Raw genomic sequence first — 16,359 nt, 5'->3', positions numbered from 1 at the left:
TCGGCTATGACATATTTCGAGCAAATCAGGCATTTATATGGTATTGAAAAGCAGGAGCGATTTGGTTTTGATGCCACTGAAATAGAGCAGCCATTGCCATTGGTATTAAAAGAGTATTATCTCACATTAGGGAAGCATGACGCTGTCAACTATTCTCATAATAGATTATTGAAGCCTGATCAGATAGGGTTTTCGCAGGATGAGTACCTGATCTTTTATGAAGAGAATCAGGGGGTGGTATTTTGGGGAATAAAACAATCAGACCTCGCATTGCCCAATCCTCCTGTATATGGGAATTATTCTGGTGATGAAATGAATCCTGACTGGCACCAGGAATGTGCTACTACAGATGGGTTTTTATTATTGATGGCAGTGTATAATGGCGTATTAGGAGGGCTGGAATTCAATGCAAATTCATTTGAAATGGTGCCGCCGGAAACGGTTGCTTATGTACAAAATACTTATGTAGAATTAAAGGAGATCTCTCATTCGACACAAAGAGTGTTTACACTTGATTATGAAGAAATGGTGAGTTTGTCTTTTAATAAGGAGGGAAATTGTACGGGTGCGTTTATTGGTACAAATGATGGGGGGCGGTTTGATAAAATGCTTGACCAGTTGGATATTGAGTGGAGTTATATTTCTTTGGAGGATGAGGAATTGTGATTATTTTAATACAAATTATACAATCCTTTATCAACACCGCCGTTCAGGTATCGAACTAAAAAATCCGCAAATGAATTCTCCCGCCATTTATAACCTTCAATAAAATAATCGTTCCGATCTTCTCCATTGATCGTAACCGCCCATGTGTCTGAATAAATCATGTATTCTGCAAATTCAATATAGTCGCTTTTTAGCTGTCCATTCTCAATGATCTCTTTTAATGGCAATATCCTGAACATTTCATTTTCCTCTTCCATCTCACTATACAAACTATAAAACGTTCTCATCTCATCAGGCAACTGAAACCCTGTTATAAACTCAAATTGCGCTACTTCACCCATTTTGGCAGGTACCAGTTTAATGGAGCAATCTTTTATCATTCGTTCAATAACAGCCGAAATAGAATTCTTCATATCACCTAAAATAACAAAAAAAGCACACCTACAATGGTGTGCTCAAATACCTTTCAAAAAATTAATACGTCCTTAACAACTGATCTATCCGCTGTCGTCCATCACTATTCCTTACCAACTTATGACTCGCGCCCGGTTGCTGTACATACTCCATCGGTCTTCCTAATACTTTCAGCGTTTTATAAAACATCTCACTCTGGGACTGTCCAACCCACAATCATCCTCCCTGCTAAAAATGAGCAAAGCGTTTTGATATTTAGGATTTTTATCATGAGCGATAAACGGTCTGAATGCCCAGTTGGATCATTGAGGGATTTCAGTGGTAACTAATAGTGGATTTTCAGTTGGATGATAGGAGGATTTCGGCTACACAGATAGCAGATTCCCAATTAGATCATAGGGCGATTTCGGCCATAAACCATAGATATATTCCTGGGTTCAATCATTGGGATATTCCAACCACAAACAATGATATATTCCCATTTTAAGCATAAAGGTACTCCGACTATAACCCGTAGGTATCCCGTAGATAACCCGCATCTATATAGATACGGGTTATCTACGGCTTATAGGCGGGATATAGGCGGCTTATAGGCGGGTTACCTCCCTGAATGCGCTATGGATGTGCTATAGAGGAATAGGTGGAGAATTCTCACTAATTATTCAACATCACCTGTTTTTTCACCAGTTCCTGTTTTTCAGAGTTGAGATCCACATCATAATAGAAAATGGTATCATTCTCCATGACCACCCTGTCCTGCAATTCCTTATCTGATAAATAATCACCTCCCGTAGGAATCAAAAATGGATCATAAAGCAAGACCCAGGCATTGTTTTTAAAAGTATAGGTATACATCTGGTACACATTTCCATTCTCCGGTGCCTGATATACCGTGAGTTCCTCAGCCCCGTCATGATCCAGGTCGCCCTCGTTGAACAGTCTTACTTCGCAACAACCGATTTTGACAGGAGGCAATGCAGGATCGGAAAATTGTAACCCTAATTCATCAGCAACCCCATTCTCCACCGGATTACCATGACCGGCCTTTGTTATGATAGCCCAGACGTCTTCTGTTTTTCCATCACCATTAAAGTCACCTGAAATCTTAGAACTATCTGTAGTGGTTTCATGCGGATAATCTTCTGCTTCATCAACATTCGTCGAATCAGCGGCAATAGGTGGTGCTGGAATAGAATCTGTGCCGGTGGCAGCCTGCTGTGTGGTTTGATTACAGGCCAGTACTGCTAACATGGCAATCAATAAATATCTTTTCATCATAGTGATTTATGGATGATAAAAATATTTATTTTATATTGTATTGTTATGAAGAATTACACCATTTGTTTGCTCCTGTTATTCCATATGTATACAGGAGTGGCCCAGAAATCAGGTGATTTTATTGAACAGACTTCCTATAACGAGGATAAAAGAGGCACCCCCAGGACCCTGCAATACCATCCGGAAGGCCACGATTTTGTCTGTATGAACGGGAAAAACAGGTATACCCGGGCTTTGTACGGAGGTCCGACGGCCTTCAGACTGGAAACCAGTGATCGCCCCGTATTTGCAGCATATATTGAAAAGAACAGCCAGCATATCGGTTTTTGGATAGATATACCCGGCAAGCCCTCCAAATGGCTCGATTCCACTTCTTTTTGCGAAGCCCGTTACAATGCCGGCAAAAGAACTTACTTCCTGAAAGATAAATCATGGGGGAAAGGGGAACTGCGTATCTCAGTATTAGCTTTGTATGATAAAGAAGGTGCTATCTGGAAAATTGATTACAATAATATGCCTGCAGGGAGTGAGATTTCGGCAGGCATCACGAAAATACGCGCACAAAAGTTGTCCCGTTCCGGTGATATGGGGGCAGATCCTCCCGGTGTATTTGAACCTGCTGACAACCCGGTATATACCAGTACCTGTCAGTTGAAAACCAGTGGTTATATCCTTTTGAATGGCCTGCAATTATCAGCTACCAATGTCACTGCTATTTACGAAGCGACTGAAAAAGATAGACTACAACTGGCGGAACGTATTCAGATCGAAACCCCGGATCCATATATCAATCCTATTGGTGGTGCATTGGTCATGGCTGCTGATGGCATATGGGATGGCAAAAGCTGGTTACACGGGGCTATTGGTTGGCGTATGCCACTTACCGGTTGGCGTGCAGCCTATGCGGGTGATTTTTTAGGCTGGCACGATCGTGCCCGGATCCATTTTGATGGCTATGCTGCCAGTCAGGTCACCACTGTACCTAATACCATTCCACACCCTGCGCAGGATACCGCTCTGGATCTGGCACGTGCCGTCAAACAATGGGGAACGCCTATGTATAGCAATGGCTATATAGCCCGTAATCCAAATCGTCCGGATCAGATGCATCATTATGATATGAACCTGGTATACATCGACGAATTGCTCTGGCACCTGCAATGGACGGGAGATCTGGCTTATGCAAAAAAGATCTGGCCTGTGATTACCAGACATCTGGCCTGGGAAAAACGCAACTTTGATCCTGACAATGATGGTTTATATGATGCCTATGCCTGCATATGGGCCAGTGATGGTCTGTATTATAATTCAGGTGCCGTTACTTATTCATCGGCTTATAATTACCGCGCCAATACACTGGCAGCCGCCATCGCCGAAAAGATAGGAGAGGACCCGCAACCTTATCGTACTGAAGCAGGTAAAATACTTACAGCAATCAATACTCGTTTGTGGCTAAAAGATAAAGGTCATTGGGCGGAATACCAGGATTTTATGGGGCTAAAACGCCTGCATGAAAGTGCAGGTGTATACACTATTTACCACACTATTGACAGCGATGTACCTGATGCCATACAAGCCTTTCAGGCCACCCGATATATTGATACAGAAATTCCGCATATCCCTGTAAAAGCTAAAGGGTTAAAAGATGAAGGATATGCTACTATCTCTACGAGCAACTGGATGCCTTATACATGGAGTACCAATAATGTGGCCTTTGCAGAAGTGATGCATACCGCATTGGCATACTTCCTCGCCGGTAGAAATGTAGAAGGTTTCAGGCTATTTAAAAGCTCCGTATTGGATGGAATGTATTTGGGGGATAGTCCGGGTAACTTTGGCCAGATTTCATTTTACGATGCTGCCAGGGGCGAATGTTACCGGGATTTCGGAGATGCTATTGGGATCGCCTCCCGCTTGCTGATACAGGGGGTATTTGGCATTCGGCCGGATGCGTTGAATAACCGTGTTATCATCAGGCCGGGATTTCCTGAAGCATGGCCATTTGCTTCCTTAAAAACACCGGATGTAACCTTTCAGTACAAGCAGGAGGGAACTTATGATACTTATCATATTGATACGCATTTTCCAATACTTGAATTGCAGGTACCCGCAAAAAAGGATCGTATAAAAAGCATACTGGTAAATGGCAGACCGGCCAAATGGCGGCTATCTCAGGCTGTAGCCGGTTATCCGCTGATAGCTGTTACTACGCAAGCCTACAGTGCCGATATCGTTATTGAATGGGAGGGTAGTGATATAGTCATACCGTCGATAACCGGCGAACAGACGACTTTCAAAACCGTCACACAGGGAGATATGACGTGGCTGGCAGCAGTACCGGTACAACCAGTAGAACTTGTACAATCTGTACAACCCGCACCAGCAATGCATGAAACTTATACTGCATTCTCTCACGTCATCCCTGAATTGTGCGAGCCACTCAACATAGATACACAATGGAATGCCTCCGTTACTGACATCTTCAAAAATGAATATCGTTCACCACGCTCTCCTTTTACCACACTTGAAATTCCCCTGCATGGAATAGGAGAGTGGACGCATCCTAAGATCACAGCTAATATTGACGATGCCGTATTAAGAAAAGACACGGTATTAAATACCAATATTGGTGTGCCTTTCCGCACATCAGGCAAAGCATCCCAAAAAGCATCAGGTAACGAATCTGGAAACGATACTGCAAAAGTATCGGGTAACGAATCCCCCAAAGACATCGCATTTACCTCTTTATGGGACAATTACCCTGACAGCATTCAGATAATATTGAATGGCCATGCAGAACGTGCTTACCTGTTACTTGCCGGTAGCACAAATTCAATGCAAAGCCGTATTGCAAATGGCCGGGTAACCATTACTTACACAGATGGCACAAAACAGATACAGGACCTGATTAACCCCGAAACCTGGTGCCCTATAGAACAGGATTATTTCACTGATACCCTTGCCTTTAAAATGCATCAACCCAAACCCTGGCGCCTGCATTTTAAAACAGGATATGTATCTCAGGACCTTGGCAGCTATCTCCAAATCAAAGGTGTTTATGGCCGGGAAATCGAAGGAGGAGCCGGTATGCTCCTGGATATTTTATTGGACGCACATAAGGAATTGAAAACCCTCACCTTAGAGACCCTTTCCAACGATGTGGTGGTCGGCTTGATAGCCATCACCTTGCAACGTATTAATAAATAAACTAATTTAGCGCCGCAATTTATTCCATAAACCTATGAAGCATTCGATAATTGTTTCCTTGTCCCTGTTAATCAGCATATATTCAACTGCCTGTCATTCAGCGACAAAAGAAAAGAATTCAGATTCAATGATAGCAATAAAAGGCACCTTTCCTAGCTTTGCATATATAGCTGACGATAAGTTCGTTATCCTAACTATCAATGCAGATTCCAACCGGTCAGCCAGTGTACCTGAAATTGTAAAAGCAGATGCCGGCCTTTATTGTTCCAATGCATCTGATGTGCAGTGGAACAAGATTCCTGCACAATATTGTTCCCAGCTCAATCAACAGAGCAGGGAACAGTGGTGCTAACGCAATCTGGAATTGAATGGATTGAAACCCACCACTGGAAGATCCCATATCACGATTGCCTATACTGATAAAAATAGATAATATACTACCACAATAAACCCATTTTAAATACTAAAATAACACTTCGCTTACCTCCTGAAAGTTATATTATAAAAATTATTACATACTAAAAAAGCCTTATAAGTCATTGACTTGTAAGGCTTTTTGTGTTTATCCTATTTTTTGTTATCAATTTGTTAAAAACTTGTATCTGACTGATTGTCAGCTTTTAGTATAGTTTATCAATTATAAAATAGTAAAATATATCAAACTTATTTTATATTTGCTCGTTCGTATATAATTATCATTTTGGCCTATGAAACACATTTACAAACACCGGCTTGCCATCTGCAGAACTAATAGGATGGACTTTCGCCCTCAAAATTATGAAAACGCTCATTGGGTTACAACAGCCTGAAACTGAAGTTATCTGATAGTTTTTTTTCAAAAAGTACGAAGATGAAAAAGATTCTAATCCTATTATGCGGCTGTTTGTTGCTTTTTACTGGTATAGCGCGGTCTCAAACCTGGTATGTTAACATGCCGGATACGGTCTGTATGTCTACGAATAGTAGTACTGCGGACCAGATCAAGTTTACCAGTATGAACGCCCAGCTGGCGAGTGGCCAACAAACAAAGGTAACCTGGACCATTACCACGCCCAATAATTCTGCGGCTGATTATAATATCCTGTATTCAGAGAATGCTTCCTCTGTCAAAGCAACTCAGCTAACTCTTACGAATTTGCTGACGTTGCAATTTTTGGCTACAGGTAAATATACTTTTACGCTGTCAACGAGTTATAAGTCTGGTAGTACCACCAAGACAGTTACCACTACTAAGAGTATTGTCGTGGTAGACTGTACGATTACCACTTGTAGCGGGGGGGATGCGGAGATGCCAGGTTTCACTGAAGACTTTGGCACCTTGCCCACCACCGCGACCCGTAAAGCATATTCCCCGGCTTCTGCGGTAGGGTATACTTACTCGGCTTCTGGTGATCCGGCTGATAATTATTATGCGATCTCAAATACAACGCACCTGAAAGGTGACTGGATTACTACCAGTGATCATACAGGTTCTACCCGTGGTGGTATGCTGGTTGCGAACTCCAGTACTACGCCAACGGTATTTTTCCAAAAAGAAGTAGATGGTCTGTGTCGTGGTTCGGTATATAACTTTAGTGCCTGGTTTATAAATGCGGATAGCTCCTATGTGATGACGAACACCTGTTCGTCTGGTTTTATTTATGCAGGGGTGACTTTCCAGATTGTGAATGCGGCCAATACCAGTCAGATATTGGCGAGCTTCCGAACGTACGCGGTTTCGCCCAACTTCTCAAAAGCTACATGGCAACGGTTCGGTGGATCTTTCACCGTACCTACCGGCGTTACGAACGTAATTGTACGAATTATCAACAACTTCCCCGGTGGTTGTGGTAACGATATTGCGTTGGATGATATTCAATTCTCTTATTGTAGTCCGATTATCACCGCTTCTATCCTTGGCGCTGCCAGCAGCCTGAAAGAGGTATTGTGTGAGGGCGTTGCTACTACGCTCGTTTCTTCTTATACGCCAACCAATTACTTTACAAATGCAGAGTACCAATGGGAAATGTCTGATGATGGTGGTGTGACCTGGTTCGATGTTCCTTTTGGTACTGCTAACAATGACACCCTGGTAATCACGGAAGGAGAACTGAAAGGTACGAAAGACGTAGCTGCCGATTACCTGTTCCGTGTCAGGATATATGAAAGCGGAAGCTCCTCACAAACCTGTGCGGCCCCGTCATCATCGGTCAAGATCACGATACTACCGATGCCAATACTATACCTGACCAAAACGCAGGTCTGTGAGGGAGGCACGGTTGACCTACAAGCCTCCGGTGGTTATGATTACTTTAAATGGAATGATACCAGTTACGTTGGTCCAGACCGACAGATCACAGTTGTAAGTGATACTACTATTACCGTATATGGTTATATAACTTATGGTGTAGATGGTGGTAAGACCTGTATTGACTCAAATAGTGCTACTATTAAGAAGGATGACAAACCTATCGTGGAGGTGGCCGCTTCTGATACTTCATTGTGTGTGGGTAGCAGGGTTACCCTGAGTATTGCTGATGCTCTGGCACCAAATGGTGATGCTACCAAGAGCATCCGTTGGTACAAAGGCTCAAGCGTGGCTACAGGTACATTGCTCTCTGATTATAATGATCAGACGGGTATGATATATAATACAGAGACCCTTGCCGACAGCTCCTTTATAGTCGTTGTCACGAATGGAACCTGTACCGTCACGTCGGCGCCATTTATCATTCACCTTACGGCTGTGCCTTCACCACCTGCTGGTACACATGTGACCAAGTGTGTGGAAGATGGAAGCAATGCCTCAGGTACCTTCACTATGACCCGTAGTACCATTACTGGTACCAAAGGCGTGTGGACGATCACTGGTATCTCTGGTCCTGGTATTTCTGGTGACACCAGCTCTACCATCAACTTCTCCGACTACGTTACTTTAAATAAGAACAACCCTGCTGCTACAGTTACCCTGAATAATCCGGGTATTACCGTTTACCTGCAGTGGACTGTGACAGCAACCGGCAACTCTGATTGTGTGGGCTATGCTTATGATACCCTGACACTGATCACTGGCGCTACCACTGCTTATGCAGGTCCGGATACAACGTTGTGTGGTACTAATAATGTATTTACCATGCAGGCGAACGAACCGGATCTCACCTTGACAGGTGACTTCGCAGAAACCGGTACATGGTCAATAGTAGGATCCTCTACTGGTGTAACCATCGATGATATACACGCCTATAATACTACTGTGAGAATTACCAACGGTAGCTATCAGGATGTAACGCTGGCATGGACCATCAACAATGCAAGTGGTTGTGGTACCAACTCAGATCAGGTAGTGCTGCACTATACTGCGCTGCCAACCATGACCCTGAAGCCTGATACCGTTTGTAACACGCAGGGTTATTTCACGATGGATACCACAGCTACCAGCGGTACGCCAACTTACTACAGTGTAACTGGTACTATGTCCGGCTTCTCTGCAGTGCCTGAAACTCAAATAACTTCATGGCCGATCACTGTACCTATTCCTACTGGTGTTGCTGCAGGTGTATATACATTTACAGTTAACTTCAGAAGTAATAATGGTGGTTGTACCAATTCAACTACTATCAAAGTAAATGTTGAAACGCCGCCAACTGCTCCAACCAGCGTAACAGTAAGTGCACCTTCTATCTGTACAAGTGGTTCTGCTACCCTGACAGTTGTAGGTGGAACCCTGGGTACTAACGCCAATGGTACTACCGCAGGCCAATATGTGTGGTATGCAGGTGGTTGTGGTTCCGGTACTTCAATCGGTACTGGTTCTTCTATCACTGTGAGCGTTTCTGCAACGACTACATATTATGTAAGGGTAGAAAGCAACGGTAAGTGTGGTACTACTGCCTGTGCAAGCGGTACTGTCACTGTTTATACAGCACCGACTACTTCCAATGCAGGTCCTGCACAGACACATTGTAATGACTCCCTGTTCACCATGGCGGCTAACTCCGCTTCGGTAGGTGCAGGTGCATGGACTTACACTGGTACAGCAACTATCACAAATACTTCCAGTCCTACTACTACAGTATTCGTACCTGCAGGTAAGACTGCAACCCTGACCTGGACAATTACCAACGGCGCTTGTACGACTTCTTCTACTGTATTACTGACTAACTATATGCAACCGGTAACAGCGAATGCTGGTCCGGATTCTATTATGCAGTGTGCGAACAGCACATTCACCATGCAGGCAACTGCTGCTTCTCCATCTACCGCAACCGGTACCTGGTCCACCTTCACAGGTAGCAAAGCCACCATCACTACAGGTATGTTCAACAATCCTGCAGCTACGGTGACCCTGGCAGCTGGTGATACTGCTACTTTAAAATGGACAGTGACCAACGGTACCTGTTCCTCTACCGACTACGTAAAACTGATTAACTACGCTACACCATCTACTGCGAATGCAGGTCCGGATAGTGTGAAACAATGTGCGACCCCTTCCTTTACCATGGCGGCAACTACGCCAACTATCGGTACCGGTAAGTGGTCTATAAAGAGTGGTACTGCTACTATCGGTACTGCTGATAGCAGCAAAGTAAATGCTGTGATCACAGTAGCGACTGGCTCTACTGCCACCCTGTACTGGACAGTGACGAATGGTACCTGTTCTTCTAAAGACAGTATTGTATTAGTGAACTACGCTATGCCAACTACTGCCAATGCAGGTCCGGATTCAATTGTACAATGTAATAACGCTTCGTTCACCATGCTGGCTACAGCTGCTGCTCCGGCTACAGCAGTAGGTACATGGTCTACATTTACCGGCAGCAAGGCTACCATCACTACAGGCATGTTCAACAATGCTGCAGCTACGGTGACCCTGGCAGCAGGCGATACAGCTACCTTGATATGGACTGTAACAAATGGTGTTTGTTCCAGCACTGATTATGTTTTACTGAAGAACTACCAGGCGCCATCTACAGCGCAGGCAGGTCTTGATTCTATCAAGCAGTGTGCGAACACTACCTTCACCATGTCAGCCACTGCGGCTAGCGTAGGTGTTGGCACCTGGACTGTATCCAAAGCGACTGCTACGATCACCAGTCCAAACAGCACGACTACTACAATCACAGTTCCTGTGGGCGATAGCGTTATGGCTTACTGGACAATCGTGAATGGTACATGTTCTACCAGGGATAGCATAAAACTGGTGAACTATGTGAAACCAACTGATGCAGAAGCAGGTCCTGATCAACACCAGTGTGCGACTACTACCTTCACCATGGCGGGCAATGCACCATCTGTGTCTACCGCTTCAGGTATGTGGACCAAACCAACCGGTTCTACAGCAACGATTGCAAATCCAACAAGTCCAACCACTACTGTAACCCTGCCAACAGGAGATAGCACCAAGTTGTACTGGACCATCACGAATGGTGCATGTACCACTACGGACTCAGTATGGATCGTCAATAACCTGTCACCAACCGCAGCGAATGCAGGTCCGGACACGATCAAGCAGTGTAACAACGCTACTTTTACAATGTCCGCGAACACACCTTCTGTATCTGGTGCATGGGGTACCTGGACTGTTGTTTCTCCATCTACTTATACTATTTCTGCTGCACAGCTGAACAATCCGACTGCTACCTTCAGCGTAACTGCCGGTCAGACTGTAGTACTGAAATGGACTATTACTAATATTGGTTGTACTTCTTCAGACAATATTGTGCTGATCAATTATGTACAGCCAACCGCTACGTCAGCAGGTACTGCACAGACTCATTGTTCTGACAGTCTGTTTACGCTTGCTGGTTCTACACCAATGACTGGAGCAACCGGTTACTGGTACGTACGCAGTGGTACAGCAACGGTGACTACACCAACCAGTGCTACTTCAACTGTTATTGTACCTGCTGGTCAGACAGCCTTATTACGTTGGGTAATCACCAACGGTGTCTGCGCTGACTCTGCATCAGTAACAATTACAAACTATAAGCAACCGGTAGCAGCGAACGCCGGTCCTGATTCACTTATGCAGTGTGCGAACAGCACATTCACGATGCAGGCGACAACACCTGCCATCGGTACCGGTACCTGGTCCACCTTCACAGGCAGCAAAGCCACCATCACTACAGGTATGTTCAACAATCCTGCAGCTACGGTGACCCTGGCAGCTGGTGATACAGCTACACTGATATGGACAGTGACCAACGGTACCTGTTCTTCTACTGATTATGTAAAACTGATTAACTACGCTACACCGACTACTGCCAATGCAGGTCCTGATAGTGTGAAACAGTGTGCGACCCCTTCCTTTACCATGGCGGCGACTACGCCAACGATCGGTACCGGTAAGTGGTCTGTAAAGAGTGGTACTGCAACGATCGGTACTGCCGATAGCAGCAAAGTAAATGCTGTGATCACAGTAGCGACTGGCTCTACTGCCACCCTGTACTGGACCGTGACGAATGGTACCTGTTCTTCTAAAGACAGTGTTGTATTAGTGAACTACGCTATGCCAACTACTGCCAATGCAGGTCCGGATTCCATCGTACAGTGTAATAACGCTTCGTTCACCATGCAGGCTACAGCAGCAGCCCCGGCTACAGCAGTAGGTACATGGTCTACATTTACAGGCAGCAAGGCCACCATCACTACAGGGATGTTCAACAATGCTGCAGCTACGGTGACCCTGGCAGCAGGCGATACAGCTACCTTGATATGGACTGTAACAAATGGTGTTTGTTCCAGCACTGATTATGTTTACCTGAAGAACTACCAGGCGCCTTCAACAGCGCAGGCAGGTCTTGATTCTATCAAGCAGTGTGCGAACACTACCTTCACCATGTCAGCCACTGCGGCTAGCGTAGGTGTTGGCACCTGGACTGTATCCAAAGCGACTGCTACGATCACCAGTCCAAACAGCACGACTACTACGATCACCGTTCCTGTAGGCGACAGCGTTATGGCTTACTGGACAATCGTGAATGGTACATGTTCTACCAGGGATAGCATAAAACTGGTGAACTATGTGAAACCAACTGATGCAGAAGCAGGTCCTGATCAGCACCAGTGTGCGACCACTACCTTCACCATGGCGGGTAATGCACCATCTGTATCTACGGCTTCAGGTATGTGGACCAAACCAACCGGTTCTACAGCAACGATCGCAAATCCAACAAGTCCAACCACTACTGTAACCCTTCCAACAGGGGATAGCACCAAGTTGTACTGGACTATCACGAATGGTGCATGTACCACTACGGACTCAGTATGGATCGTCAATAACCTGTCACCAACCGCAGCGAATGCAGGTCCGGACACGATCAAGCAGTGTAACAACGCTACTTTTACAATGTCCGCGAACTCACCTTCAGTATCTGGTGCATGGGGTACCTGGACTGTTGTTTCTCCATCTACTTATACTATTTCTGCTGCACAGCTGAACAACCCGACTGCTACCTTCAGCGTAACTGCCGGTCAGACTGTAGTACTGAAATGGACTATTACTAATATCGGTTGTACTTCTTCAGACAATATTGTGCTGATCAATTATGTACAGCCAACCGCTACGTCAGCAGGTACTGCACAGCAACATTGTTCTGACAGCCTGTTTACGCTTGCTGGTTCTACACCAATGACCGGTGCAACCGGTTACTGGTACGTACGCAGTGGTACAGCAACGGTGACTACACCAACCAGCGCTACTTCAACTGTGATTGTACCTGCTGGTCAGACAGCCTTATTACGTTGGGTAATCACCAACGGTGTCTGCGCTGACTCTGCTTCAGTAACAATTACAAACTATAAGCAACCGGTAGCAGCGAATGCTGGTCCGGATTCTATTATGCAGTGTGCGAACAGCACATTCACGATGCAGGCGACAACACCTGCCATCGGTACCGGTACCTGGTCCACCTTCACAGGCAGCAAAGCCACCATCACTACAGGTATGTTCAACAATCCTGCAGCTACGGTGACCCTGGCAGCTGGTGATACAGCTACACTGATATGGACAGTGACTAACGGTCTTTGTTCTTCTACCGACTACGTAAAACTGATTAATTACGCTACACCATCTACTGCTAATGCGGGTCCTGATAGTGTGAAACAGTGTGCGACCCCTTCCTTTACCATGGCGGCAACTACGCCAACTATCGGTACCGGTAAGTGGTCTGTAAAGAGTGGTACTGCAACGATCGGTACTGCTGATAGCAGCAAAGTAAATGCTGTGATCACAGTAGCGACTGGCTCTACTGCCACCCTGTACTGGACCGTGACGAATGGTACCTGTTCTTCTAAAGACAGTGTTGTATTAGTGAACTACGCTATGCCAACTACTGCCAATGCAGGTCCGGATTCCATCGTACAGTGTAATAATGCTTCCTTCACCATGCAGGCTACAGCCGCAGCTCCGGCTACAGCAGTAGGTACATGGTCTACATTTACAGGCAGCAAGGCCACTATCACTACAGGCATGTTCAACAATGCTGCAGCTACGGTGACCTTAGCAGCAGGCGATACAGCTACCTTGATATGGACTGTAACAAATGGTGTTTGTTCCAGCACTGATTATGTTTTCCTGAAGAACTACCAGGCGCCTTCAACAGCGCAGGCAGGTCTTGATTCTATCAAGCAGTGTGCGAACACAACCTTCATCATGTCAGCCACTGCGACTAGTGTAGGTGTAGGCACCTGGACTGTATCCAAAGCGACTGCTACGATCACCAGTCCAAACAGCACGACCACTACGATCACAGTTCCTGTAGGCGACAGCGTAATGGCTTACTGGACAATCGTGAATGGTACATGTTCTACCAGGGATAGCATAAAACTGGTGAACTATGTGAAACCAACTGATGTTGAAGCAGGTCCTGACCAGCACCAGTGTAACACAGCGACCTTCACCATGGCGGCCAATGCACCATCTGTATCTACAGCTTCCGGTACATGGTCTAAGCCAGCCGGATCTACCGCAACCATTGCAAGTGTCAATAGTCCGACCACGACTGTGACCATTCCTGTTGGTGACAGCAGCATGTTGTACTGGACGATTACAAACGGTGTATGTGCGGATGTGGACACGGTATGGATTGTAAACAATAATCCTCCTGCTAATGCAGATGCGGGTGTAGACACCCTCAAACATTGTAACTACGATGCCTTTACCATGACAGCGAATACGCCTTCCGTAGCTGGAGCAACCGGTTACTGGAGTGTTGTATCTCCTGCTTCTTATACTATCTCAGCTGCACAGCTGAATGATCCGAACACTACCTTCACGGTAACTGCGGGTTCTACAGTGGTACTGAGCTGGACCATCACCAACCTGGGTTGTACCACTTCAGACAACATTGTGCTGATCAATTACGAACAGCCAACCGCTACGTCAGCAGGTTCTGCCCAGTCTCATTGTTCTGACAGTCTGTTTACGCTTGCTAGTTCTACACCAATGACCGGCGCAACCGGTTACTGGTATGTACGCAGTGGAACAGCAACGGTGACCACACCGACCAGTGCTACTTCAACTGTTATAGTTCCTGCTGGTCAGACAGCCTTATTAAGTTGGGTCATAACCAACGGTGTCTGCGCTGATTCTGCTTCAGTAACACTGATCAATTATATGCAACCGGTAACAGCGAATGCTGGTCCGGATTCTATTATGCAGTGTGCGAACAGCACCTTCACCATGCAGGCGACAACACCTGCCATCGGTACCGGTACCTGGTCTACCTTCACAGGCAGCACTGCCACTATTACTACGGGTATGTTCAACGATCCTGCAGCTACGGTGACCCTGGCAGCTGGTGATACTGCAACACTGATATGGACAGTGACCAACGGTCTTTGTTCTTCTATCGATTACGTAAAACTGATTAACTACGCCACACCATCAACCGCCGATGCAGGTCCTGATAGTGTGAAACAGTGTGCGACCCCTTCCTTTACCATGGCGGCGACTACGCCAACGATCGGTACTGGTAAGTGGTCTATAAAGAGTGGTACTGCAACGATCGGTACTGCTGATAGCAGCAATGTAAATGCTGTGATCACAGTAGCGACTGGCTCTACAGCCACCCTGTACTGGACCGTGACGAATGGTACCTGTTTTTCTAAAGACAGTATTGTATTAGTGAATTACGCTATGCCCACTACTGCCGATGCGGGTCCGGATTCCATCGTACAGTGTAATAATGCTTCCTTCACCATGCAGGCTACAGCCGTAGCTCCGGCTACAGCAGTAGGCACATGGTCAACATTTACAGGCAGCACGGCCACTATCACTACAGGTATGTTCAACAATCCTGCAGCTACGGTGACCTTAGCCGCAGGCGATACAGCTACCTTGATATGGACAGTCACCAATGGCGTATGTGCCAGCACCGATTATGTTTTCCTGAAGAACTACCAGGCGCCTGCTACAGCGCAGGCAGGCCCTGATTCCATCAGGCAGTGTGCGAACGATACCTTCACCATGTCAGCCACTGCGGCCAGCGTAGGTGTTGGCACGTGGACAGTATCCAAAGCGACAGCTACGATTACCAGTCCAAACAGCCCGACCACTACGATCACAGTTCCTGTGGGAGATAGTGTAATGGCTTACTGGACAGTTGTAAATGGTACATGTTCTACTATAGATAGCGTGAAACTGGTCAACTATGTGAAACCAGCTGATGCTGATGCCGGTCCTGACCAGCACCAGTGTAACACAGCGACCTTCACCATGACGGCCAATGCACCATCTGTATCTACAGCTTCCGGTACATGGTCTAAACCAGCCGGATCTACCGCAACCATTGCGAGTGTCAATAGTCCGACCAC

The 16,359-nt window shown here is 45.9% G+C and carries 6 protein-coding genes; 4 read left to right on the top strand and 2 right to left on the bottom strand.

The genetic code is table 11. The features are described from left to right. Positions 1–6 precede the first annotated feature (6 nt). A complete protein-coding gene (locus tag BW716_RS26310) occupies positions 7–666 on the top strand; it encodes a hypothetical protein (RefSeq protein WP_083727723.1) in 660 nt (219 codons plus the stop codon). 5 nt (positions 667–671) lie between these two features. Here BW716_RS26310 and BW716_RS26305 read toward each other — a convergent pair whose 3' ends face one another. Together BW716_RS26305 and BW716_RS26300 are read right to left on the bottom strand one after the other, a co-directional pair. Beyond that, positions 672–1,079 (bottom strand): SMI1/KNR4 family protein, encoded by a 408-nt coding sequence (locus BW716_RS26305; protein WP_083727721.1) that lies wholly within the window; start codon positions 1,077–1,079, stop codon positions 672–674. 655 nt (positions 1,080–1,734) lie between these two features. Beyond that, the gene (locus tag BW716_RS26300) at positions 1,735–2,358 is read right to left on the bottom strand and encodes a hypothetical protein (protein WP_083727719.1); all 624 of its coding nucleotides are present in this window, start codon (positions 2,356–2,358) and stop codon (positions 1,735–1,737) included. A 45-nt stretch (positions 2,359–2,403) separates the two neighbouring features. Between BW716_RS26300 and BW716_RS26295 the strand changes: the two genes are divergently transcribed. From BW716_RS26295 to BW716_RS26285, 3 genes are all read left to right on the top strand, one after another. After that, positions 2,404–5,565 carry a DUF4450 domain-containing protein gene (locus BW716_RS26295; protein WP_083727717.1) on the top strand — a complete coding sequence of 1,054 codons (3,162 nt, stop codon included), beginning with the start codon at positions 2,404–2,406 and terminating at the stop codon, positions 5,563–5,565. 127 nt (positions 5,566–5,692) lie between these two features. Beyond that, positions 5,693–5,917 (top strand): hypothetical protein, encoded by a 225-nt coding sequence (locus BW716_RS26290; RefSeq protein ID WP_143709046.1) that lies wholly within the window; start codon positions 5,693–5,695, stop codon positions 5,915–5,917. A gap of 498 nt (positions 5,918–6,415) precedes the next feature. Beyond that, a partial coding sequence (locus BW716_RS26285; RefSeq protein WP_143709045.1) for an S-layer family protein occupies positions 6,416–16,359 on the top strand: 9,944 nt, incomplete at its 3' end.

Source organism: [Flexibacter] sp. ATCC 35208, assembly GCF_001975825.1.
GTDB lineage: Bacteria > Bacteroidota > Bacteroidia > Chitinophagales > Chitinophagaceae > Chitinophaga.
Note: the sequence above shows the minus strand (reverse complement) of the source record. Positions and strands in the feature narration are given on the sequence as shown.

What these genes read in the sequence shown, in the direction of transcription:
- BW716_RS26310 (WP_083727723.1), top strand. Translation starts at nt 7, where the DNA reads ATGACATATTTCGAGCAAATCAGGCATTTATATGGTATTGAAAAGCAG.
- BW716_RS26305 (WP_083727721.1), bottom strand. Translation starts at nt 1,079, where the DNA reads ATGAAGAATTCTATTTCGGCTGTTATTGAACGAATGATAAAAGATTGC.
- BW716_RS26300 (WP_083727719.1), bottom strand. Translation starts at nt 2,358, where the DNA reads ATGATGAAAAGATATTTATTGATTGCCATGTTAGCAGTACTGGCCTGT.
- BW716_RS26295 (WP_083727717.1), top strand. Translation starts at nt 2,404, where the DNA reads ATGAAGAATTACACCATTTGTTTGCTCCTGTTATTCCATATGTATACA.
- BW716_RS26290 (WP_143709046.1), top strand. Translation starts at nt 5,693, where the DNA reads ATGATAGCAATAAAAGGCACCTTTCCTAGCTTTGCATATATAGCTGAC.